Source organism: Actinoallomurus sp. NPDC052308 (assembly GCF_040679195.1).
Classification (GTDB): Bacteria; Actinomycetota; Actinomycetes; order Streptosporangiales; family Streptosporangiaceae; genus Actinoallomurus; species Actinoallomurus liliacearum.
This window is the reverse complement of record NZ_JBFAUM010000001.1, coordinates 911,619-934,069: the sequence shown is the minus strand read 5'-3', so window position 1 is coordinate 934,069 and position 22,451 is coordinate 911,619. Positions and strand designations below refer to the sequence as shown.

Below are 22,451 nucleotides of genomic sequence, written 5' to 3'. Positions count from 1 at the left end.
CGGCAATAGATCAACGACAAACGTTAACCGGGCTGCGTCGCGCCCTCACCGGCGAGACGTGAAAAACCCGTGCACGCACGAAGCAAAGAAGTCTCCGTCCGGGCCACTGTCAATGGACACGCCCCGGCGCCCGCCCATCAGCGGATCCGCAACTCCGCCCGTACGGTCGTCTCGTCGATCTCGCTCGTGCGGATGGTCACGGACAGCCGCCAGGGACCGGCCGCGGGCAGGGGCGGCCAGCTCGCCGCGAACCGGCCGGTTCCGGTGCGGGTGAGCCGTGCCGGGAGCGGGCCGATGGCCAGGCGCGGCAGCGTCCAGGAGGCCGTGATCTGCGGGACGTCGCGGGCGCGCCTGTCCGGCGCGCGGACCGTGAGGTCGCCGCGGCCCAGCCCCCGCGCGGCGTTCGGGAGACGGACCGTCAGCCGGCCGGAGTCGCCGCCGGCCTGGAAGCGCACCGATCGGGTCGCCGGGCGGGCCGCGTACGCCTGCGCGGCGGGCGGGGACTGCACCAGGACCGCGGTGAGCGCCAGCACGGACGCCGCGCCCGCGGTCTCGACGGCGAGCATCCGCCCCGGCCTCCGCCCGTCCGCGCCGCGCAGCCGGGCCCGTACCCGCCGGGCGGCCAGGAGCACGAGGCCGAGCACCGCGACCTTCGCGGCCAGGAGCCGCCCGTACGCCGTCGTGAACACGGCCGCCGGAGTCTCCACCCGCAGCCACGCCTGGACCAGGCCGGTTGCCACCAGGACCAGGACACAGCCGACCGCGACGCGGGAGAACCGGCCGGCCGTCGCCCGCCCGAGTTCCGGATGCCGGAGCAGGACCGGCAGCGCGACCAGCCCGCCCACCCACAGCGCCGCCGCCAGGAGGTGCGGGACGTCGGCCGTCATCGCGATCGCGTCGTGGGCTCCCGCGCCGGCATGGCCCGCGACGCTCCAGGTGGCGGCCAGTCCGGCCGCGATCAGGCCGCCCGAGACGGCCGCGAGGACCCACCGGAGTCCGGGACGGCCGGCGATCCGTTCGCGCCGCGCACCCGTCGCGGGTGTACCCGCCGCCCAGACCAGCACGGCCGGCACGATCCCCAGCAGCACCGTCCGCGCGGCCAGCGCGGCGCCGTACCGGTCGTGCAGCGTCTGCCGGACCAGACCGGCGTCGAACACCCCCGCCAGATCCCGGCCGGCCGCGTACGGTCCGGCCAGCAGCATCGCCGCGCCGGTGGCGACGGCCGACACCGCCCAGGCCGCGACGAGCAGCCGGCGGATCCCTCCTCGCGCCGCGACCCATGAGCCGCCGTAACCGCAGAGCGCCGCCGCACCGACCAGCACGATGAACCCCGCGAACCCGGCGAAGCGGGTCAGGCCGAACGCGAGGCCCAGCGCGCGGCTCGCCCGCGCGGGCCGGACGTGCGCCACGCGGCTCGGGGCACCGATCGAGAAGGTGAACGCGCCGCCCACCGGGTGCGAGTCGGCCGAGATGACGCGCCAGGTCACCGTGTAGGTCCCGCCTCGCGCTCGTACCCGCAGCCCCGGCAGGCGCATCGCCAGCACCGCGGCGCCCGCCCGCCGCACCACCCCGTCGTCGGCCCGGTCGCCGTCCGGGCCGATCACGGCGACGCCTTCGGGTGCGGCCCGTACCGGCTCGCCGAAGGTCAGCGTCACCTCGGTCGGCGCGGCCGTCAGCACGGTCCCGTCGGCCGGCGTCGAGGAGACCAATGCGGCATGCGCGGCAGCCGGGGACGCCGCGAGCACGAGGACCGTGAACGCGGCGGCGCAGACCGCGAGCGTCGCGGCCGCGAGCCGCCGGCGACACGCCGCCGTGCCGTCAACCATCGGGCGGCCGATCGCCGGGCGCGAGGACGGGAGCGCCGACCGAGATCGGATCGGACCGGGAGAACAGCAACGTCAACCGCACCCGCTCCCCGACGCGGACGGCGCGTCTCGGCTGCATGATCATGACGTGCAGCCCGCTCGGAGTGAGTGACACGGTCCGACGCGCCGGCAGGGGCACCGAGTCGACCGCGACCATCGCGTTCTCGAGGCCGCGGTGCATCATGACGATCGGCGACAGGTCCGTGCGCACGGCGATCAGCCGATCCGCGCCTCCGCCGGTGTTCCGCGCGGTGAGGTACGCCGAGACCTCCGTCGACGCGGAGACCCGGACCGCGTAGGCGCCCGTCACCCGCAGGCGCGGCCGGGCGCCGGCGTCCGAGGCGGCCGGACCGCGGCCCAGCGCCCACATCCACAGCCCCAGGCCGAGCACGGCGACGCCGCCGGCCACGTAGAGCGCCTCGCCACGGCGGGGAGCGATCACGCCCTCATTCAGCCGCGAACCGGTCGGACCGGGCAACGGTTCGCCGCCGGAGGTGCGGTCGGACGGCTCCTGCCTCGGAGAACGCGTGCAAGCCGATGAAAACCGGCCGGGCACATCACCGGCCGACGGCGCGGCTGCCCCCGGGGGGGGGGTTGGGGGCGGACCAGGACCTGGCCCCCCGCGCCCACCCACAAAACCCCCGCCCGCCAAAACCCCCCGCCCCCGGCCCGCCCCCCCCTCGGCCGGTGGTTCGGCGCGGTCGTCAGGGGGTGGCCCGGTCCACCGCCTCCCGTGCGCCCAGCCGCTCGATGCGCCGCCGCGCGCGCTCGATGTTCTCCGGTGTGGGGTCCCGGCCCTCGGCCATCGCCAGGTCCTCGGGGTCCACCGGCGTCTCAGAGCCCGTCCGCAGGTCGGGGCGGCGCCGTTCGGGCCCCTCGGTGCGGCGGCGTGGTTCGGCCCCCTCGGTGCGCTCGGACATCGTCGTCTCCTCTCAGCCGTCTCCCGTGTCAGCTCTTCGAGCGGGCCTTCGCCGTCTTGCGGTCGTTGGCCTTCTCCAGCGCGTCGACGAGTTCCTTCTTGCTCATGTTCGAGCGGCCGGAGATGTCCATCCTCTTGGCGAGGTCGTACAGGTGCTCCTTGGACGCGTTCATGTCGACGCCGCCGGCGCTCTTGCGCGACGTGTCGCGGCCGCCCTCGGACTGCGGGTCGGAGGGCCCCTTGGCGCCCTTGTTCTTCGGCTCCCAGTGGTCGCCCACCTTCTCGTGGGTGTGCTTCAGCGCGCCGTACGCGACCCGGTGCGCGCGCTCTCCCTCGCCGTACTCCTCGACGGCCGAGTCGTGGGCCTTGGCGAAGGTGCGCTGCGCCTTGGCGTCCGAACGCTTGATGGTGTCGGGCAACTCGCTCTTCTTGGCCGTTCCCTTCTTGGTCGTCTTGGGCATCTCTCGCTCCTCCCGGTACGAAGGTCGGACGCCATCGGCCATACCCCGAGGTACGCCGTCACACCTGCCGACGGGTGCGTCGCCGCTCACGCGTGCCGCGTACGACCGGCCCCGCCGGGCCGCATCAGCCTGCTTTCCCCTCAAAGGCCGATGGAACGGAGGCTGGTAGGCGGCGGCCGCTCTGGGTAGGCACCTCACCTGGACATCGAGGGATCACGAACGGAGGAGTGACGGGTGCGGAGGCTGCGCCGGGTCGACGAGCGCGTGATGCGGGCGATGACGTCCCTGGGCTGCGGGGCACTGGACGAGGTCATGCCGCGGGCCTCGCGCGCCGCCGACCAACTGCTCGTGTGGTGGCTGATCGCCGCCGCGCTGCGGGCCGGCGGCGACCGGCGGTCACGGCGCGCCGCCGTACGCGCGGCGCTGGCGATGTCCGTGGCGGGGACGCTCGCCAACGGGGTACGGATCTTCGTCTTCGACCGGGAGCGCCCTCCGAAGACGCTGGGCGGCCGGCGGCCGGGGCGGGTCCCCGACTCGCCGGGGTTCCCGTCGGGGCACAGCGCGGGCGCGGCGGCCTTCGCCACGGTGCTGGTGTGCGAGGCGCCGTGGCGCGTGAGTGTTCCGGTCGCGGCGCTGGCCTCCCTGGTCGCCTACTCGCGCGTCTACATCGGCGCGCACTATCCCGGGGACGTGGCGGCCGGGGCCGCCACGGGGGTCGCGGTCGCCCTGGCCGTGCGCGGCCTCCCCATCGCCGGCGACTCGTGATGGCGCCTCCCGCGTGACGGCCGCCGGTGGGGTGAGAATGAGCGCATGGGCAGGGTCGCGTACGGCACCGCACTGGTCGTCCTCACCGCCGCGACGGCGTGCGGTTCCGGCGGCGAGTCCCGGGCGGACAGCCCCTCACCCCCTCCCGGCGGACCCGCCGCGACCTCCTCCGCCCCCGTACGTACGGCCGGGTCGTGGCCGACGTACCACGGCGCGAACGACCGGTCGGGGTTCGCCGCCGGTTTCCCCGCGCCGAGCGCGCTCGGCGACGCGTGGACGGCGAGGCTCGACGGGGCGGTGTACGGACAGCCGATCGTCGTGGACGGCACGGCGTACGTCGGCACGGAGAACGACACCGTCTACGCGCTGGACCTCGCGACGGGGCGGCGGGTCTGGCAGCGGCGCCTCGGCACGCCCGTGCCCCGGTCGGCGCTCCCGTGCGGGAACATCGACCCGCTCGGCATAACGGGGACCCCGGCGTACGACCCGGGCACCCGCACGGTGTTCGTCGCCACCGAGACGACCGGTGGGTGGCACACCCTCGTCGCGCTGAACGCCGCGGACGGACGCGTGCGGTTCACGCGGGGCCTCGACGTCGTGGCCGGCCGGGACCCCACGGCGGAGCAGCAGCGCGGCGCGCTCGCGGTCGCGGGCGGCCGGGTGTACGTCCCGTTCGGCGGGCTCGCCGGCGACTGCGGGAACTACGTCGGCTACGTCGCCGCCGCGCGCACCGACGGCGGGAGGGAGGTCGCGTCCTACGTGGTCCCGACCCGCCGGATGGGGGGCATGTGGGCGCCGTCCGGCCCGGCCATCGTCCCGTCCGGCGACGTCTACGTCGCCGTCGGGAACGGCGCGAGCCTGAGCGGAGCCTACGATGGCAGCGACTCGGTGCTGCGGCTCTCCGCCGACCTGTCCCGCCGCCTGTCGTACTTCGCGCCGAAGAACTGGGGCTCGGAGAACAGCGAGGACCAGGACCTCGGCTCGACCGGCCCGCTGCCGCTGCCCGGCGGCCGGGTGCTGATCGCGGGGAAGACCGGCGACATCTACCTGCTCGACGGCCGTGACCTCGGCGGCGTCGGCGGCCAGCGCGCTTCCCTGCACGGGTGCGTCTCCTTCGGCGGCATGGCCCGGAACGGATCTTCGGTCTACCTGCCCTGCGAGGAGGGCCTGCAGCGCGTGGACGTCACCGGGGGCAGCGGGCTGCGCCGCGTCTGGCGGGCGCCGGGCGACGTCAAGGGCTCACCGGTGGTCGGCGGCGGCGCGGTGTGGACCCTCGACACCGGCGCCGGTGTGCTGCACGCCCTGTCCGAGTCCGACGGGCGTTCGCTCGCGGCGCGGCGGATCGGGGAGGTCAGCCGGTTCGCCTCGCCGACCCTGGCCGGGTCGCTGGTCCTCGTCCCCACGATGCGGGGCGTCACCGCCATCAGCGTCCGCTGATCCGCCGTCACGGATCAAACCTTGGTCCAGACCGGTGCCGTAACCGTCATTTCGGCACCGCATGAATCAGACGAAACGCTTCGCTCGGCGACAAGCCGGGTAATCAAGCGATCATGCGCACCGCCATCTTGGACGTCGGGTCCAATGCCGCCCATCTCAAGGTCGTCGACCTCGTCCCCGGCGGGCCCATACGCACGGTCGTCTCCGTCAAGGAGCCGACGCGACTGGCCAGGGCGGTCCTGGCCGACGGCCGGCTCGGGCGCGCGGAGACCGACCGGGTGGTGGCATCGGTGGCGGCGACCGCCGATGAAGCCGCGCGGATGGGCGCGGCCGAGTTGATCCCCTTCGTGACGTCCGCGATCCGCGACGCGCCCAACCGGGAGGAGGTCCTCGACCGGGTCGCCGCGGAGACGGGCGTGGAACTGGGCTTCCTGGCCGGCTCCGACGAGGCCCGCCTGACCTTCCTGGCCGTGCGCGCGTGGTACGGCTGGTCCGTCGGACCGGTCGTGCTGGCCGACATCGGCGGCGGCTCCATGGAGATCGCCACGGGCGACGGCGCGGAGGCCGACGCGGCGCTGTCGATGCCGCTCGGCGCCGGCCGGCTGACCCGTGAGCACCTGACCGGCGACCCGCCGGACCGGCGGCAGCTCGAACGGCTCCGCGCGCACGTCGCGGACCGGCTGGCCGCGTACGGCGTCGACCGGCTGACCGACGGGTCCTCCGGCCATCACGCGGTGGCCACCTCGAAGATCTTCACCCAGCTCGCCAAGCTCTCCGGAGGCCGGAGCGCGGACGGCCGCCGGGTCCTGGAGCGTACGGCCCTGCGGCGGCGGATCGCCGGCCTGGCGGCGCTGACCGCCGAGGAGCGCGCGCGGCTCAGAGGCGTCTCCCGCGCCCGTGCCCGCCACATCCTGGCCGGCGCCGTCGTCGCCGACGAGATCATGACCGCCCTCGGGGTACGCCGCCTGGAGATCTGCCCCTGGGCGCTGCGGGAGGGAATCGCGCTGCGCAGGATGCGATGGCTCGAGGCGGAGGCCGGCCAGGCGAACGACATCGAGCACCTCGTACGACCGCTGCCCGGGGACCGGCTGAGAGCGGGCCCTGGGCGGGACAAGGACGAGGGCCCCTCCGGGACGTCGCCCGGTGGGGCCCTCGATGTGTGCACCGGTGTGCGGGTCGCCTCTCGGCGAAAGGCACAACGCGGCTCCAGCCGAACGGTATTCCGCGAAGGCGATAGGTGAGGCCCGGGGACACCAGGCACACCGGCCACGACAGGTGTAACAGAAGCCGGGGGACGGGTTGTTCCCGCCCGCGCCATGAACTTTTCCGCGCGACGGATCAGGGCTCGACCCGGCATACCCGACTGACGGCGCCTGATCGGAGCGCGCCACGGACCGGACACGGCCTGGTCGGGTGGACGCCGCGGGTGGTCGCGCGCCGCTCAGCCGCGGCCGGGCCGGCGGCCGAGCAAGCGCTCCATCTCCCGGCGGTCCCGCTTGGTGGGCCGCCCGGCACCGCGTTCGCGGCGTGCGATCGGGAGCAGCGCCGACGGCGGAGGCGGCGGCGGGCTGTGGTCGGTATAGCACTCGACGGCGACCGGCGCGCCGACCCGTTTGCGCACGACGCGGCGCACCACGACGACGCGCTCGCGTCCGGCCAGACGCACCCGCACCTGGTCTCCGGGTCTCACGGCCGCGGCGGGCTTGACACGCTCGTCGTTCACCCGGACATGGCCGGCCCGGCAGGCGGCCGTGGCCAGCGAGCGGGTCTTGACGAGCCGCACCGACCAGATCCACACATCGACTCGTACGGTCTCCTGATCCGCCGCCATGGATAGACCTTAATCCAGGCCGAAGCCGTGACCGTCGCGCGGGAGTCGCACGGCCCATCTCCGTCGAAGGTGCGCCAAAGCCCACCAGGCGAAGGAATCCCCTGCTTCGGCGACCTGTCTCAGACGACAGGGGTACATAGAACGGACAATGTGCGGGCAAAGTGGTCGCCATGGGTGATCTGCCATCGCTGGTGTTGCTCGTCTTGTTCCTGCTCAGTGCCGGGATCATCTGGTACGCCGGGATACGGCTGTCCGACACGACCGACGTCCTGTCCGAACGCCTGCACCTGGGCAGCGCGCTCGGCGGGGTGATCCTGCTCGCGGTCGCGACCAACCTCCCGGAGGCGGCGATCACCGTGAGCGCCGCGCTCTCCCACCACCTCGACGTCGCGGTCGGCAACATCCTCGGCGGCATCGCCGCGCAGACGGTCGTCCTGGTCATCCTGGACGTCGCCGGGACCGGCGGCGCGCCGCTGACCTATGTCGCGGCGAGCCTCAGCCTCGTCCTGGAGGGCGCGCTGGTGGTCGCGGTGCTGGCGGTGGTCGTCATGGGCACGCAGCTGCCCGGCGACCTGGAGTTCGCCCGGCTCGACCCCGCCTCCGTCCTGATCGCGGTCGTCTGGATGGCCGGCCTGCTGCTGCTCAGGCGGGCGGGGCGGGGACTGCCCTGGCACGAGGGCGGCGACGCCCCCGACACCCAGCCCGAGCCGAAGGGGCACTCCAGGACCAAGAAGGAGGCGCGGGCGACCTCGTCGGGGATCGGCACCCGCCGCGCGGCGCTGGTGTTCGGCGTCGCGGCGGTCGTCACACTCGTCGCCGGCGTGGTCATCGAGCGCAGCGGCGAGGAACTCTTCGGCCGGCTCGGCATGAGCGGTGTGGCCTTCGGCGCGACCGTGCTCGCGGCGGCCACCGCGCTCCCGGAGATCAGCACCGGGCTGACCTCCGTCCGGATGGGCGACCACCAGCTCGCGATCAGCGACATCTTCGGCGGGAACGCCTTCCTGCCGGTGCTGTTCCTCGCCGCGTCGCTGATCTCGGGCCGGCCGGTGCTGCCCGACGCGCACCGGTCGGACATCTACCTCACCGCGCTCGGCTCCCTCCTCACGCTGGTCTACATGGCGGGCCTGATCTTCCGGCCCCGGCTCCAGCGGCTTCGGATGGGAGTCGACAGCCGCGCGGTGCTCGCGCTGTACGCGCTGGGGATCGCCGGCCTCCTCGCCGTCGGCGGTTGAACCCGCCGGCCCCGGCGCGTTCCACCAGCTCTTTCGGGGGTAGCCCTGGCCGCATGACGGGGAACCAGAGTCTGCGGGAGATCGCCGGCGCGCGGCTCGGCCTCGCCGAGCTGCGGCCCGCGCAGGAGGAGGCCGCGGCCGAGCTGGTGAAGGGCCGCGACTGCCTCGTGGTCATGCCCAGCGGGGCGGGGAAGTCCGCGATCTACCAGCTCGCGGCCGTCGCCCTCGGCGGACCGGCGGTCGTCGTGTCGCCCCTGCTGTCCCTGCAGCGGGACCAGGCCCAGAAGCTGCGGGAGCGCGGCCTCACCGCCATCAGCGTCAACGCGGCCGTCGGCGAGAAACGCCGCGACCAGGCGTACGCCCTGCTCCGCGCGGGAGCGACGGGCTTCGTCTTCCTGGCACCCGAGCAGCTCGCCCGGCCCGACGTGCGGGCGGTGCTGGCCGAGGCGCCGCCCGCGCTGATCGCGATCGACGAGGCGCACTGCGTCTCCGCCTGGGGCCATGACTTCCGCCCGGACTATCTCCGCCTCGGCGGCGTCGTCGAGGGCCTGCCGCGCCGGCCGGTGGTCGCCGCGCTCACCGCGACGGCGGCTCCACCCGTGCGGGAGGAGATCGTCGAGCGGCTGCGGCTCCGCGACCCGGCGCGGGTCATCCGCGGCTTCGACCGGCCCGAGATCCGCCTGTCGGTCGCGATGTTCCACGACGCGGACGAGAAGGAGGCCGCCGTCGTGGACGCGGCGCGGCGGCTGCCCGGCTCCGGCATCGTGTACGCCGCGACCCGCCGGGAGACCGAGGAGTACGCCGAACGGCTCGGGGTCCGGGCCTACCACGCCGGGCTGCGCAAGACCGAGCGGACCGCGACCCAGGCGGCGTTCATGGACGGGGAGACCATCGTCGCGACGAGCGCCTTCGGGATGGGCATCGACCGGCCCGACGTGCGCTTCGTCGTCCACGCCTCCGTCCCGGGGTCCCTCGACGAGTACTACCAGGAGATCGGCCGGGCCGGGCGGGACGGCGAACCGGCGGAGGCGATCTGCCACTATCGCCCGGAGGACGTGGGGCTGCGCCGCTTCTTCGCCGGGGGCCTGCCCGACGAGGAACTCCTCGCCCGCGTCGCCGCGGCGGTCGACGGGCCGATCTCCCGCCGCGACCTGGCCCGCCGCGTGGACGTGTCGGACCGGCGCGTCACCGCGCTGCTCAACCTGCTCGAGACCGCCGGCGCGCTGCGCCTGCGCCGCCGCGTCGAGCCGCTCCCCGACGCGCCGCCCCCGCAGGAGGCCGCCGCGATCGCCCGGGAGATCGCCGAGAAGCACCGCTCGGTGGAGCGCTCCCGCGTCGAGATGATGCGCCGGTACGCCGAGCTGACCGACTGCCGCCGCCGCTTCCTGCTGCGCTACTTCGGCGAGGTGATCGAGGACCCCTGCGGGAACTGCGACAACTGCCGGGCGGGCACCGCCACCCCCGCCGACGCCGAGCGTCCGGCGTTCGCGTCCGGCGCCCGGGTCGAGCACCAGGACTGGGGCGGCGGCATCGTCCTCGGTGCCAAGGAGGGCCGTCTCACGGTGGTCTTCGACGAGGTCGGCTACAAGGAACTGCTCGCCGAGACGGTGCTGGAGGAGGGCCTGCTCGCCCCGAGCGACCGGTGAGCACACCGGCGACCGATCGGAATGGCGGCCGGGCCGCTGGGTAGGGGCGGCGCATGGACCGACCGGAAGCACCCGTCTCAATGACCGGATACCCGCGCATCGCCGTGATCACCGGCACCGACTCCGGGATCGGCAAGGCGACCGCGGTCACCCTGGCTGAGCGCGGTTACGACGTCGGCATCACCTTCCACTGCGACGAGGACGGCGCGAAGGGAACCGCCGAGGAGGTCCGGGGGCTCGGCCGGAACTGCGCCGTACGCCGCCACGACCTCACCGATCCGGTCACCGCGGCCCGGGTGGTGGACGAGCTGGCCGACGAGCTCGGCGGCGTCGGCGTGCTGGTGAACAACGCCGGGACCGGCAGCAGCCGCCCCGTCCTGGAGATGGACTACGACGAGTGGCGCTCCGTCGTCTCGGTGGACCTCGACGGGGCGTTCCTGTGCTCGCAGCGCGCCGCCCGCCGGATGATCGCCCAGGGCGGCGGCGGCCGGATCGTCAACGTCACGAGCGTCCACGAGGAGTACCCGCGCGTGGGATCCGGCCCGTACTGCGCCGCCAAGGGCGGGCTGAAGATGCTGACCCGCGTCCTGGCGCTGGAGCTGTCGGCATACGGGATCACCGCCAACACGATCGCGCCGGGCGAGATCGCCACGCCGATGACCGGGCAGGCGGACCAGCCGCCCGAGCCCGGCAGCCGGCCCGGCTACCCGCTCGGCCGGCCGGGTCACGCGCGGGAGGTCGCCGCCGCGATCGCCTTCCTCGCCGACCCGTCGGCCTCGTACGTCACCGGCGCGTCACTGTTCGTCGACGGCGCCCTGGGCCTGATGGGCCCGCAGGCCGCGGGTGCCCTGCCGTCCGCGGACTGGCGCGAGGGCTGAGCGTACGGGAGCGGCCGGTGCGCGGTGGTCGCGCCGCTCACCGGCCGGACCGGGGCGTCAGAGCTCGATGAGCGTTCCGCGCTGCACGACCTGCACCTTGTCCTGGAGGCCGCGCCGACGCACCTCGGCGTCGAAGTCCGACAGCGGGGACTTCATCACCGTGTAGTCGTTGTGGTGGATCGGGAGGACGCGGGAGGCGTTCACCAGCTCCACCCAGTCCGCGCCCTGCTTGCCGTCCATGGTGACGAGCAGGGCATTGAGGATCTTCGTGCCGCCGAGGTGGACGACGCCGACGTCGATGTCCGGGTAACGGCGCGGGATCTCGGCCAGGTCGTCGTACATCAGGGTGTCGCCGCTGATGTACATCCGAAGGTCGACCCGCCCGCCCCGGGAGCCGAACTCCAGGATGCTGCCCATCACCGGCGGCAGCATCATCTGGAACGCCCCCGGCGCGTGCCGCCCGGGGGCCGAGATGACCCGCAGGACCCGGTCGCCGCTGACGAACTCGTGGTCCTCCCAGGTGCGCAGGCCGTGGGAGTTGCCGAAGCCCTGCGGCTTGAGCCGCCGTGCCGCATGGGGCGTGGTGACGATCGGCAGCTCCTTGTCGAGGTTCCGCCGCGCCACCCGGTCCCAGTGATCACCGTGCAGGTGAGACAGGACGATGCCGTCCAGCGGCGGCAGCCGGTCCACGGGAACCGCCGGATCCAGGAGCCGGGTGGTCATGACGCCCCAACCCAGGTGGACCTTCTGGCCCCGGCGGATGAAGTTCGGATCGGTCAGCAGCGTGAACCCGCCGTACCGGATCACGGTGGTGGCGTTCCCGATGAAGAACAGCCCATCGGACTTCGGAATCAGGTCCTCTTCGGTCATCACGATCCCCCAGTCGATGTCGTACCCCTCGGGCCCATGATCGAGCGGCGCTGAGGTCATCGACGCTCCGGAAGCCGCCCGCCGACCGCGGCACGCGGGTAAAACGTGCTCGCGAGCCGTGAGGACGCATTTCCGCCGGGTAGTGCTCTCCCGCACTGAGGGGAGGCGCCATTGAGAAGCATCGAGAAGCTGAGCGAGCTGACGGAGCTGGTGAGCGGGCGGGAGGGGCTGTACCTGCGGCACTCGGGCGGGCCCGAGTCGGACGCCGACGGGACGAGCCGTGACTACGAGAGCGGACTGGAGTTGCCCGGCCTCTCGGTCGTCCCGCTGAGGTCGCCGCAGTGGTGGAGCCGCCCGTTGGAGGATTGGATCGCCCGCCAGATCCGGAAATATGCGCACTTGGCGGAGGAGGGGGACGACCGGCATGCCTGGATCCTGGCCGGCGAGGTCTGCGACTTCGGCCCGGACCATGAGCCCCTCGTCGCCGACTTCGAGCCCGTCGCCGCCCTGAGTGACGACCTGCTGAAGGAGGCTGAGGAGCGCTACCACGAACGCTTCGAGGTCGGCCGCGACTCGCTCCAGTGAGTTCCCCGGCCCCGTACGCCCAAGTGGGGCCCACGGCGCCGGTCAGTCGTCCTGTTGGGCGCGGCGTTCGGCGCCGGTCTCCTCGGCGTAGCCGACGTCCTGGCCCTGTACCCGGCCGACGAACGTCTCGTTCGGTGTCGTCCCGGTGGTGGTGCCCTGGTCCGGTGCTTCCGGGTCGGGCTCGCCGCCGACGTCGCGGCTGTTCGCCACGCCCTCGTCGAGCGGCACGTCCCGCTCCGGCTTCTTCACGCCCATCTCCCTGCTCCCTTCCGGTCGGTCAGCGGTTCGCGCGGAGGCCCCGGTAGGTGGCGGCCGTGACGACCCCGTACGCCAGGTGCGGCACGACGTCCGAGATCCACCCGGCGGCCCCCCACGTACGCGGGTCGGTGAGGCCCAGCGCGACGGCCGGTCCCTCGCTCGCCACGGACGCCGCCGCCCCGAGGGCCAGCGCGTCGGGCAGGGTCCTCCCGCGCGAGCGGATCAGGCCGTACGCGACGCCGACCCCGATGCCCACGCCGAATCCCAGCAGGGCGCCGAGGGCCTGGCGGCGGTTGTCGGCGGTCTCGTCCTCGCCGAGCGACACGCCGGCGCGCTCGGTCATCTTCTCGACCATCTGTTCCGGGACCTGGCTGCCCGGCCGTCCTCGCAGGGCCATGTCGGCGTACGTGACCGCGTTCAGCGCGGCCGTACCCGCCGCGCCCGCCAACGCTCCGCAGAGCGGACCGTTCACGATGAGCCCCCTCGTCGCTCTTCCCGTCGTGAAGAGCCCCTTTCCCGGGACAGGAGAGTTATGCCGGTCTGCCGGAATGCCTGCTCGCCGGGAGGGTAGACGGGGGTCGTGACGATGACCGCCGTGGAACTCTCGCGCAGCGATCTCGGGTGCGCGGGCATCCGGCGGATCCGCTGCGGCCGGGGCTTCCGCTACGTCGACCCGGACGGCGAGCCGGTGCGCGACCCGGAGACGCTCGCCCGGGTCAAGGCCCTGGTAATCCCCCCGGCCTGGGAGAACGTCTGGATCTGTCCCAACTCCGACGGGCACATCCAGGCGGTCGGTACGGACACGGCGGGCCGTCGCCAGTACCGCTACCACGACCTGTGGCGCGAGCAGCGGGACCGGGAGAAGCACGACCGGGTGCTGGAGTTCGGCCGGGTGCTGCCCCGCCTCCGCGAACGGGTCGAACGCGACCTCGGAGGGAGGGGGCTGACCCGGGATCGCGTGCTCGCCGCCGCAGTCCGCCTCATCGACCTGGGGTTCTTCCGCCCGGGCGGTGAGGAGTACGCGGCGGAGAACGGCACCTATGGTCTCGCGACGATCCGCAAGGAGCACGTCAGCCTGAGCGGCGGCCAGATCATCTTCGACTACGTCGCCAAGGGTTCGAAACAGCGCGAACAGGCCGTCGCCGACGACGACGTCTGCGCGGTCGTCCGCAGCCTCAAACGGCGCCGGAGCGGCGGGCAGGAGCTCCTCGCCTACCGGAGCGGACCCCGCTGGCACGACGTCACCTCGGCCGACATCAACGACCATCTGCGGGAGCTGTCCGGCGGGGAGTTCTCCGCCAAGGACTTCCGCACGTGGCACGCCACCGTCCTGGCCGCCGTCGGCCTCGCGGTGTCCGAGCGGGCCGCCGCGGCGAACGGCACCCGCAAGCGGGCCGTCGCCCGTGTCGTCCGGGAGGTCGCGGACTACCTCGGCAACACCCCCGCCGTCGCCCGCGCGTCGTACATCGACCCCCGGGTGATCGAGCTGTACGAACGCGGCGTCACGATCGCCCCCATCCTCGGCCGGCTCGGCGAGAACGGCGACTTCGGCGACCTCGCCACGCGCGGCCCCGCCGAACGCGCCGTCCTCAAGCTGCTGACCGAGCACGGCTGACCGAGCACGGCCGACCGGGCGGCGGGGCCGGCCGGCGATTTCCGGAGGGACCGTTCACGCGAGGGCGGCGCGGTCGACCTCGGGGATCCACACGCGGTCGTCAGCCGGGTCGGGGACGGATGGGACGGGCAGCGCGGCGAGCAGCCTGCGCAAGCGGGGATCCCGGTTCTCGCGGCGCCAGGTGACGGACCACAGGTGCATCACCACCGGCTCGATGATCGGGATCCGCCGCATCCGCGGGTCCTCCAGGTCCGTACCGGCCTCGCTGAGCATGACGGCGCGCCGCTCGCGCCGCAGCTGCCTCCCGTAGTCGCGGACGCCGATCGCGGGCTCGGTGAACCGGACCGGAACGCCGAGTTCGTCGCGGAGGCGGCTCAGGTAGCCGCGCCATTCCTCGGCGCCGCCGGGATCCGGCATCGCGATCCCCGCCGTCCGGAGGTCGGGCAGCCGCAGCACCGGCCGGTCGGCGAGGGGGTGCGCCTCGTCGACGAAGGCGTGCAGCGGCTCGAGGTGCACGGGCCGGTGGTCGAGGTCGGCGGGCCAGGGGCCGCCGAGGTCGTGCACGCGGCCGAACGCCGCGTCCAGTTCGCCGGTCCGCACCGCCGGCAGCGCGGTCGCCAGGCCCTGGCGCATCGTCGGCTCCACCCGGAGGTCCGGCGTACGCCCGGCGGCCTCCCGCAGGACCCGCAGCGGCGTGAAGCGCTCAGCGAACACCTCGACGCGCAGCGGGGCCGCCGTCTCGCGGACGGCGGCGACCGCGGTGTCGTACGCGGCGACGGCGTCCCGGGCGAGCGGCAGGAACCGCCGGCCGGCCGGGGTGAGCTCCACCCGGCGCGTGGTGCGGTCGAACAACGGCACTGCCAGGGCGTTCTCCAGTCGGCGGATGCGCTTGGACAGCGCCTGCTGGGTGAGGAAGAGCCGAGCGGCGGCCCGGCCGAAGTGCAGTTCGTCGGCGAGGAGGACGAACGCCCGCATGCCCTGGAGATCGGGTTCCACCCGAAAGACTCTCGATTGACAACCGCCGGATGTCAAACGGCCGCAGAAGTTGTTGGACACGGTTTCTGAGCCGCCGGTTTCCTGACGCCATGACCGTTTCCCCGGAGACAATCCTCGAACCGACCCTTCGTACCGCCGAGGCTCCCGCCCCGCCCGCGACCGAGCAGGTGTTCCAGCGGCTGCTGCGCGAGCGCATCATCGTGCTCGGCCAGGAGGTGGACGACGAGATCGCGAACCGGATCTGCGCCGAGATGCTGCTGCTGTCGGCCGAGGACCGGAGCCGCGACATCCACCTGTACATCAACTCGCCCGGCGGCTCGGTGACGGCCGGTATGGCGATCTACGACATCATGCAGTTCATCCCCAACGACGTGGCCACCCTGTCCCTGGGCTTCACCGCCTCGATGGGACAGTTCCTGCTGTGCGCCGGGGCGCCGGGCAAGCGGTACGCCCTCCCGCACACCAGCATCCTCATGCACCAGCCGCTCGGCGGGATCCGCGGCGCGGCCGCCGACATCGCGATTCAGGCCGAGCACATGCGCATGGTGAAACGCCTCTTGTTCCAGCGCATCGCCCTGCACACCGGACAGCCCGTCGAGCGGATCGAGGCCGACGCCGACCGCGACCGCTACTTCACCGCCGAGGAGGCCCGCGCGTACGGCTTCGTCGACCACGTGGTGCACTCCGCCGACCAGGTGCTCTCCCAATGAGCGGCGCGCCGCCGGTGGTGACGAGGCCGGTCGGGTACCGGCACGGTTCCGACACGCTCGAAGGCGTGCTGATGACCAGTGAGGCGATCCCGGCCCCGGCGCCCACGGTCCTGATCCTCCACGGCGCGGAGGGCTTCAGCGACGCCCTGATCGAGATCGGCAGGGAGCGCGTCCTGCCGCAGGGCTACCACGCGTTCGCCGTGGACCTGTTCGGCAAGGGCGTGAGCGCCTCCACGCCGGAGGAGTTCGACGCGCGCATGGGGCCGTTCCTGGCGGACCGCGCGATGCTCGCGGACCGGCTGGCCACCGTGATCTCCGTCGCCGCCGGGCTGCCCGAGGTCGACGCCTCGCGCCTGGCCGCCATCGGGTTCTGCTTCGGTGGGCTGTGCGTGCTCGACATGGCCCGGGCCGGCCTGCCCGTCAGAGGGGTCGCCGCCTTCCACGGCGTGCTGACGCCTCCGCCCGACCGGCCCGTACGGCCGATCGACTGCGCGGTCGCCGTCTACCACGGCTGGGATGACCCGTTCGCGCCGCCGGAGGACGTCGTGGCGCTCGCCGGCGAGCTGACCGAGGCCGGCGCCGACTGGCGGCTCGAGGCGTTCGGCCACGCGAAGCACGCCTTCATGGCCCCGGTCGTGAACATGCCCGAGCGTGGGATCCAGTACGACGCCCGTACCGCCCGGCGCGCCTGGTCGGCACTGGAGGGCTTCCTCGCCGAGTGCCTCTCCTGAACGGGACCGTGTGGAGGTACGGCTCCGTCACAGGTAGAGGCCGAACTCCTCGGGCTCGGCCGCCGGGCGGGACGGCAGGTCCTCGGCGCGCAGGGTGACCAGGTCCGTTCGCGCGGGCCGGTCGAGGCCGGTGACGCGCTGCGCCTGGCGTGCGATGGCGCCGTCGAGCAGGTTGCGCATGAACCGTCCGTTGCCGAACGACGGGCCGCGCGCCGTCCGACGGAGCATCGCCCGCAGCGCGTCGCCGACCTCGGGCGCGAGGACGAAACCGTCGTCCGCGGCCAGCCGCTCGAACACCGCGCACAGCTCGTCGTCGGTGTAGTCGTCGAAGTGCAACTGCTTGGCGAACCGCGAGTCGAGGCCCGGATTAGCGAGCAGGAAGTCCGCCATCTCCTGTTCGTAGCCGGCGACGATGACGACGAGGTCGTCCCGGTGATCCTCCATGAGCTTCACCAGCTCCGCGACGGCCTCGAGACCGAAGTCGCTCTTGAACGACGGCTGCGTGAGCGTGTACGCCTCGTCGATGAAGAGCACCCCGCCCATCGCCCGCTCGACCAGCCGGCGGGTCCGCGGGGCGGTCTGGCCGATGTACTCCCCCACGAGGTGCGCCCGGGACGCCTCGACCAGGTGGCCCGAGGACAGCGTCCCGAGCTGCTTGTAGATCCGGGCCAGCAGCCGGGCCACCATGGTCTTGCCGGTGCCGGGGTTGCCGGTGAACACCATGTGCCGCGCCGGGGTGGTGCCCGGCAGTCCCTGCTCCCGGCGCAACCCCTCCGCGCGCGTCATCGCGATGAGGAGGCCGGTCTCCCGCTTGATCGTCTCCAGCCCGGTCAGGGCCTCCAGCTCGGCGAGGGGGTCGTCCTCGACACCGGAGGAGCCGAACACGCGGGGCACGTCGGCGCGTTTGACGATGAGCTCGGCGTCCGGCTCCGTACGGCTCCGCGCGGCCGCCAGCGCACGGTCCGCCAGCTGGGAGACGAGGCGGGCGTTGCGGAGGGTCAGCGTCGGCGGCGTCGCCGCGAGCAGCTCACCGGCGGCGTCGCGAGCGCGTTTGTACGTCCGCACGCCCCGCCGGCGCACCTCGCGGTCGAACAGCTCGGCGTACTCCTCGACGGTGAACGGCCGGGTGCGGGCGACCCGGAACCGGTCCAGCAGGGCCGGATCGGCCTCGCGGATCCGCTCGATCCCGTCCTCGCCGCACAGCGCGACCAGGTGGAGGTCCGGGTGGACGGTCAGGAGGCGGTGCAGCTCGCCGATCATCTCCTGGCCGTTGCCGACCTCGCCGGCGAACTCGTCCAGGCCGTCGATCACCAGCAGCCGTTCCCCGGCGGCGTCGCGGACCTCGGCGTGCAGTCTGGCGGCCGCCTCGTACAGGGGCCGGCCCGCGAACACGGTGTGGGTCAGCCAGACCGGCTCGCGGGGCAGCCGCAGCACCGTGGCCAGTTCGCCGACGGCGAGGCGCCGGCCGGTGCCCTCCGGCCCGGCCAGGAGCACGCGCACGGTCTCGCCGTCCTCGGTGACCTCCTGGAGCAGTTCGACGACCTCGGGCTGGCCCACGAGCCCGGTGGCCACGTCGGCGGACGCGGCGCTCTCGGCCCGGGCCGCGGGCCGGTCCTCCCGGCCGGTCGCGAGCTTGGCCGCGAGCGGGTTGACGACGCGGCGGCGCGGGGCGTACAGGCGACGCAGGTCGCGCTGGAACTCGTCGATCGGCGTGTGGTCCCGGCTCCCGCTGCGCTGCGGCTCGCCGGGCAGGCCCTGCGCGCACGCCACCATCCGGGTCGCCATGTCGAGCCAGGCCCGGCAGGCGTCGGCGGCGCCCTCGACCAGCGCCTCGGCCAGCCACAGCCGGATCTCCTCCTGCCACGCGGTGGCCCGGAACCCGCTCCGCTCTCGCCGGAACCGCGCGGACACCTCCTTGTACAGGTCGTCGTCGAGTACGGCGGCCAGCTCGACGGGCACCCGGTCCAGGCCGCACTGCAACAGCAGCCGGCTCAGCTGGGTACCGATGAGCCGGCTGCGCGGCACCACCCCGGCCAGGTGGTCGGTCGCCGCGCGGAACCCGGACCACACCCACTCCAGGTAGCCGACCGGCCCGGCCAGCTCGGGGACCTCCGCGAGGATCTCGTCGTCGGCGTGCGCGGCCCACCGCGCGCGGAGTTCGCTCTTCGTCAGGTCCGCGTCGCAGTCGGGCGGCGCGTCGTACAGCCGCAGCAACGCGCGCCGTCTGCCCTCGAGCGGCTCGATCCCCTCCAGCACGGCCAGGCAGTCACGGGCGAGCCGGAACGCGAGGTCCCGGTCCGGCACCTCGATCAGCCAGTCGATCGGCGGCCGCCAGAGGTTGGTCGAGGTGTTCCACCAGGTGTTCGAGGTGGTGAGCCGGGCCGGGTCACTGAGGTGCCGGCGGAGCAGGCGGTCGGTCAACTGGCAGTGGGAGCCCCCGCGGATCGCGCTCACGCCGGGCAGGAAGCCGATGATCTGGTACAGGTCCGCGGCGACCAGTGAGGCGGGCAGTGTCAGCAGCTTGTGATCGTCGGTCGTCAGGTCCGCGCAGCGCGGATCGGCCAGCAGCGCGTCGATCCGATCGGAGATCTCCGCGAAGAGCCCGTCGGGCACCCGCCACGGGCCGTAGGCGTAGACGTCAAGGACCGGCTCGTCCGTGAGCAGCAGCTCCAGATGCTCCGGCAGCCCCACCGCGTTCCCCCCATCACCCGTACGAATCGGACATCAGCCTACGGCGAGTGGATCATCGGTGGGGTCGATGTCGGATGCCGGGTGCAGGATGGCCCCATGTGCAGAAGCATCAAGACGCTGCGGCCACCCGCCATCGAAGAGGTCACCGACGACGACATCCGGGCGGCGGCGCTGCAGTACGTCCGCAAGGTGTCGGGTTTCCGGCGCCCGGCAGCGCACAACCAGGCCGTCTTCGACCGGGCGGTCGAAGAGGTGACCCGGGCGACCGCCGCCCTGCTGGCCGACCTCGAGGTCCGGGGCAGCCGGTCGGGCAGCTGACCTGGCCCTTCGCGGTCCCCAGGGAATTCTGTCAGGACTCGTGCGGTCGGGCGATACGCAGCCGCCGCTCGGTCATGATCACGTTACCTGACCGCAAATCGCCGGAAACGGAGAACTGGCTATATTTAGGAGGGTTATGGACTGACCAGAAATCAGGTATCAAACGTGCATGTACTGCTCGTGGGTCCCGCTTCCTCCGGACAGCTGTATCCCCAGGCCGCGCGGCGGCTGGGGATGCGCGTCACCGTCATCACGACCGGTCGCGACGTCTACGCGCTGCCGGACGACGTCCGGGAGTTCATCGACGACATCCGGTTCGTCGGCACGCTGTCCCCGGCCGAGCTCCGGGCCACGTCCCGGCAGGTCCACCGGGAACGCCCGGTCCACGCCGTGGTGGCCGGGGACGAGTTCACCGTCCCGGCCACGGCCACGATCGCGGCGGATCTCGGAGTCGACGGCATCGACCCGGCCGACGCCCAGGTGGTCCGCGACAAGTCGGCCATGCGGGCGCGGCTGCACGCGGCCGGGGTGCGGGCACCGGCCTTCGTCGTCGCCTCCTCCCCGGCGGAGGCCGCCGACGCGGGCGAGACGGTCGGATTCCCCTGTGTCATCAAGCCGTCCGGGATGGTGGGCACCATCGGCGTCCGGCGGGCCGACAGCCGGGAGGATCTGATCGACGGCTATCGGCGGATCGCGGACGAGACGCTGCCGGTGGCCGGGCGGCTCCCCGACTCGACCGTCGTCGTCGAGCAGTACCTCCGCGGCCAGGAGTTCTCCGCGGAGGGATACGTCCGGCAGGGACAGGCCACCATCCTCGCCATCACCGAGAAGTGCCTCGGGCCGGAGCCGTACTTCCAGCAGCAGGGCCACATCGTCCGTCCCGCGCAGGACGTGCCGGGCCACGAGGCCGTGGCCGACCACCTGGAGCAGGTCACCAAGGCCCTCGGCCTCACGACGGGCGCGTTCCACGCCGAGTACCGGGTCACCGACGAGGGGCCGACCCTCATCGAGATCGGGGCTCGCATGGCCGGGGACCACATCGCCGAGATGGTGGAGACCGTCACCGGCCTGTCCCTCGCGCAGGCGTCGCTCGCCGCGGCGGCCGGTGTGCCGTGCCCCGCTCCGGCGACCCCCACGGCGGCTGTAGCCGGCATCCACTTCGTCACCGAACCGCGCCTCGCCGGAGGCAGCCACACCGGGCTTCGCGGCTGGGAGGAGGCGCTGCGCCTGCCGGGGGTGCACGACGCGCGGATCGCCATCCCCGCCGGGCGGCCCATCCCCGATCGCCAGGACATGCGGTCGCGGATCGGCCACCTGATGTTCACCGCCGCCACCTACGACGACGCCGTACGACTGCGGCGGACGCTCGCCGATCGGATCAGCGTTGTCGGCTGAGCCCGGCGGAACGATGACGGCCTCGGACGTGCACGTCCCGGCGCCGGCCGACGGGACCGAGGGGGCCGGGGCGTCGCCACGGGCGCTGTACGGATCCATCATCGTGCGCGCCGCGAACCGCCTCGCCACGGAGACGCTCTCCTACGCGATCCCCTTGCTGATCTTCGACGCCACCCACAGCATGGCCTGGTCCGGGCTGGTGCTGGCCCTCGAATGGACGCCGCGCCTGATCGGCATTCCGATCGCGGGCCCGCTGGTGGACCGCTTCGGATCGCGCGCCTGCCTCCTCACCGCGGAGGCCGCCCGGACCGCCCTGCTGACCTGCGCGCTCGTCGGCCTCCTCGCCGGTTCGACCGCCTGGGCCCTTCTCGTCGTCGTCGCCTTCGCCGCCGGTACCTTCGGCCAGGCCTCCTACATCGCCGTCGAAAAGCTCGGCGTGGAGATCAACGGCTCGAAGTCGCTGGCGTGGACGCAATCCGCGCAGGCCGGGATCGACCAGACGGCGCTCATCGCGGGCCCGTTCGTCGCCGGAGCCCTCGTGGGTCTCGGCGACGTCTGGGTGCTGACGGGCGTGCTGGCGCTGGTGTTGATCAGCATGGCGCTGTGCCGTGGGCTTCCCGAGCGGCCGCCGGGCGAGCGGGTCCGGCGTTCGGCGTGGGCCGAGCTGACCGCCGGCCTGCGCGGGGTGGCGCGCCACCGGGCGCTGATCCCCATCGTCGCCGCCACCGCGGCCTTCAACCTCCTCGCCGCGACGATCCTCGGGATGACACCGGCGATCGTGGAGGACCGCTTCGGCCGGCCGGCCTCGTACGCCGGCGCCGTCTGGACGCTGGGGGCCGCGGCGTCCCTGGTCGTGATCGTGATCATGACCAGGGTCGCCTCCCGGACGGGGATCCGGAAGATCGGGCTCGTCAGCGGCCTGATCGCGTGCGCGGCGGCCGCGGGCGCCGGGTCGGCGTCCGGCTACGCCGCTTACCTCACGTGGGCGTGCCTGTTCCTGGCGGCCGAAGGAGCGTTCGCCTGTTTCCTGCGGATAGCCCGGGCCCGGGTCATTCCGGTGGAGGAGTTCGGCGTCACCGTCTCGGCGGTCGTCCTCCTCATCCTGATCCCCTATCCCGTGGCCGGGGTCCTCGTCGCGGTGACCCCACTGCGGAACGCGCCCGAAGTCCTCGCTCTCTGCGCCGTCGGCTGCCTCGCGGTCACCGTCCTCAGCTTCTCCCGGCTGCGCCGCCACTCTCTGTGAGGCGG

At 73.4% G+C, this 22,451-nt stretch carries 23 protein-coding genes; 13 read left to right on the top strand and 10 right to left on the bottom strand.

Features of this window, described 5'->3' with window-relative positions; translation table 11 throughout:
- Window positions 1-137: 137 nt before the first annotated feature.
- From AB0L00_RS04715 to AB0L00_RS04700, 4 genes are all read right to left on the bottom strand, one after another.
- Window positions 138-1,826 (bottom strand): copper resistance protein CopC, encoded by a 1,689-nt coding sequence (locus AB0L00_RS04715; RefSeq protein WP_364428324.1) that lies wholly within the window; start codon window positions 1,824-1,826, stop codon window positions 138-140.
- Window positions 1,819-2,307 (bottom strand): copper chaperone PCu(A)C, encoded by a 489-nt coding sequence (locus AB0L00_RS04710; RefSeq protein WP_364428321.1) that lies wholly within the window; start codon window positions 2,305-2,307, stop codon window positions 1,819-1,821. The genes AB0L00_RS04715 and AB0L00_RS04710 overlap by 8 nt, the downstream gene beginning before the upstream one ends.
- Before the next feature lie 262 nt (window positions 2,308-2,569).
- On the bottom strand, window positions 2,570-2,785 hold the full coding sequence (locus AB0L00_RS04705; RefSeq protein WP_345360161.1) for a hypothetical protein: 216 nt from the start codon (window positions 2,783-2,785) through the stop codon (window positions 2,570-2,572).
- 28 nt (window positions 2,786-2,813) lie between these two features.
- A complete protein-coding gene (locus tag AB0L00_RS04700; protein ID WP_364428318.1) occupies window positions 2,814-3,245 on the bottom strand; it encodes a ChaB family protein in 432 nt (143 codons plus the stop codon).
- Window positions 3,246-3,479: 234 nt separating this feature from the next.
- On the opposite strand from AB0L00_RS04700, the gene AB0L00_RS04695 reads away from it, so the two are divergent.
- From AB0L00_RS04695 to AB0L00_RS04685, 3 genes are all read left to right on the top strand, one after another.
- Complete coding sequence (locus tag AB0L00_RS04695; protein ID WP_364428316.1) at window positions 3,480-4,010, top strand: phosphatase PAP2 family protein; 531 nt, start codon at window positions 3,480-3,482, stop codon at window positions 4,008-4,010.
- Window positions 4,011-4,055: 45 nt separating this feature from the next.
- On the top strand, window positions 4,056-5,447 hold the full coding sequence (locus AB0L00_RS04690; protein WP_364428313.1) for a PQQ-binding-like beta-propeller repeat protein: 1,392 nt from the start codon (window positions 4,056-4,058) through the stop codon (window positions 5,445-5,447).
- Window positions 5,448-5,560: 113 nt separating this feature from the next.
- Window positions 5,561-6,688: a hypothetical protein gene (locus AB0L00_RS04685; RefSeq protein WP_364428310.1), complete on the top strand. Its 1,128-nt coding sequence runs from the start codon at window positions 5,561-5,563 to the stop codon at window positions 6,686-6,688.
- A 200-nt stretch (window positions 6,689-6,888) separates the two neighbouring features.
- Here AB0L00_RS04685 and AB0L00_RS04680 read toward each other — a convergent pair whose 3' ends face one another.
- A complete protein-coding gene (locus AB0L00_RS04680) occupies window positions 6,889-7,278 on the bottom strand; it encodes a S4 domain-containing protein (protein ID WP_364428307.1) in 390 nt (129 codons plus the stop codon).
- A gap of 170 nt (window positions 7,279-7,448) precedes the next feature.
- Between AB0L00_RS04680 and AB0L00_RS04675 the strand changes: the two genes are divergently transcribed.
- From AB0L00_RS04675 to AB0L00_RS04665, 3 genes are read left to right on the top strand one after another with little or no spacing between them, the layout of a single operon-like run.
- Entirely contained in the window at window positions 7,449-8,510 is a 1,062-nt protein-coding gene (locus AB0L00_RS04675; RefSeq protein ID WP_364428304.1) for a hypothetical protein, read from the top strand.
- 53 nt (window positions 8,511-8,563) lie between these two features.
- The gene (locus AB0L00_RS04670; RefSeq protein ID WP_364428302.1) at window positions 8,564-10,156 is read left to right on the top strand and encodes a RecQ family ATP-dependent DNA helicase; all 1,593 of its coding nucleotides are present in this window, start codon (window positions 8,564-8,566) and stop codon (window positions 10,154-10,156) included.
- A 53-nt stretch (window positions 10,157-10,209) separates the two neighbouring features.
- Window positions 10,210-11,034, top strand: a complete 825-nt coding sequence (locus tag AB0L00_RS04665) for an SDR family oxidoreductase (RefSeq protein ID WP_364428299.1) — start codon at window positions 10,210-10,212, stop codon at window positions 11,032-11,034.
- 57 nt (window positions 11,035-11,091) lie between these two features.
- Here AB0L00_RS04665 and AB0L00_RS04660 read toward each other — a convergent pair whose 3' ends face one another.
- Window positions 11,092-11,964 carry an MBL fold metallo-hydrolase gene (locus AB0L00_RS04660; protein ID WP_364428297.1) on the bottom strand — a complete coding sequence of 291 codons (873 nt, stop codon included), beginning with the start codon at window positions 11,962-11,964 and terminating at the stop codon, window positions 11,092-11,094.
- 111 nt (window positions 11,965-12,075) lie between these two features.
- Here AB0L00_RS04660 and AB0L00_RS04655 point away from each other — a divergent pair, with 111 nt between their 5' ends.
- Window positions 12,076-12,489, top strand: a complete 414-nt coding sequence (locus AB0L00_RS04655) for a DUF6098 family protein (RefSeq protein WP_364428294.1) — start codon at window positions 12,076-12,078, stop codon at window positions 12,487-12,489.
- Window positions 12,490-12,531: 42 nt separating this feature from the next.
- Here AB0L00_RS04655 and AB0L00_RS04650 read toward each other — a convergent pair whose 3' ends face one another.
- Complete coding sequence (locus tag AB0L00_RS04650; RefSeq protein ID WP_364428292.1) at window positions 12,532-12,744, bottom strand: hypothetical protein; 213 nt, start codon at window positions 12,742-12,744, stop codon at window positions 12,532-12,534.
- Window positions 12,745-12,766: 22 nt separating this feature from the next.
- Window positions 12,767-13,219 carry a hypothetical protein gene (locus tag AB0L00_RS04645; RefSeq protein WP_364428289.1) on the bottom strand — a complete coding sequence of 151 codons (453 nt, stop codon included), beginning with the start codon at window positions 13,217-13,219 and terminating at the stop codon, window positions 12,767-12,769.
- A 123-nt stretch (window positions 13,220-13,342) separates the two neighbouring features.
- On the opposite strand from AB0L00_RS04645, the gene AB0L00_RS04640 reads away from it, so the two are divergent.
- Window positions 13,343-14,362: a DNA topoisomerase IB gene (locus tag AB0L00_RS04640; RefSeq protein WP_364428286.1), complete on the top strand. Its 1,020-nt coding sequence runs from the start codon at window positions 13,343-13,345 to the stop codon at window positions 14,360-14,362.
- A gap of 54 nt (window positions 14,363-14,416) precedes the next feature.
- Here AB0L00_RS04640 and AB0L00_RS04635 read toward each other — a convergent pair whose 3' ends face one another.
- Window positions 14,417-15,358, bottom strand: a complete 942-nt coding sequence (locus AB0L00_RS04635) for a LysR family transcriptional regulator (RefSeq protein ID WP_364428283.1) — start codon at window positions 15,356-15,358, stop codon at window positions 14,417-14,419.
- Between the two features lie 89 nt (window positions 15,359-15,447).
- Between AB0L00_RS04635 and AB0L00_RS04630 the strand changes: the two genes are divergently transcribed.
- Window positions 15,448-16,068: an ATP-dependent Clp protease proteolytic subunit gene (locus tag AB0L00_RS04630; RefSeq protein WP_364428281.1), complete on the top strand. Its 621-nt coding sequence runs from the start codon at window positions 15,448-15,450 to the stop codon at window positions 16,066-16,068.
- On the top strand, window positions 16,065-16,799 hold the full coding sequence (locus AB0L00_RS04625; protein ID WP_364428278.1) for a dienelactone hydrolase family protein: 735 nt from the start codon (window positions 16,065-16,067) through the stop codon (window positions 16,797-16,799). Before AB0L00_RS04630 ends, AB0L00_RS04625 begins: the two co-directional genes overlap by 4 nt.
- Window positions 16,800-16,826: 27 nt before the next feature.
- Here AB0L00_RS04625 and AB0L00_RS04620 read toward each other — a convergent pair whose 3' ends face one another.
- Entirely contained in the window at window positions 16,827-19,490 is a 2,664-nt protein-coding gene (locus tag AB0L00_RS04620; RefSeq protein ID WP_364428275.1) for an AAA family ATPase, read from the bottom strand.
- Between the two features lie 96 nt (window positions 19,491-19,586).
- On the opposite strand from AB0L00_RS04620, the gene AB0L00_RS04615 reads away from it, so the two are divergent.
- From AB0L00_RS04615 to AB0L00_RS04605, 3 genes are all read left to right on the top strand, one after another.
- A complete protein-coding gene (locus tag AB0L00_RS04615) occupies window positions 19,587-19,808 on the top strand; it encodes a DUF2277 domain-containing protein (protein ID WP_364428272.1) in 222 nt (73 codons plus the stop codon).
- Window positions 19,809-19,973: 165 nt separating this feature from the next.
- Complete coding sequence (locus AB0L00_RS04610; protein ID WP_364428270.1) at window positions 19,974-21,203, top strand: ATP-grasp domain-containing protein; 1,230 nt, start codon at window positions 19,974-19,976, stop codon at window positions 21,201-21,203.
- A gap of 13 nt (window positions 21,204-21,216) precedes the next feature.
- Window positions 21,217-22,446, top strand: coding sequence for an MFS transporter (locus AB0L00_RS04605; protein ID WP_364428267.1), 1,230 nt, complete (start codon window positions 21,217-21,219; stop codon window positions 22,444-22,446).
- Window positions 22,447-22,451 lie beyond the last annotated feature (5 nt).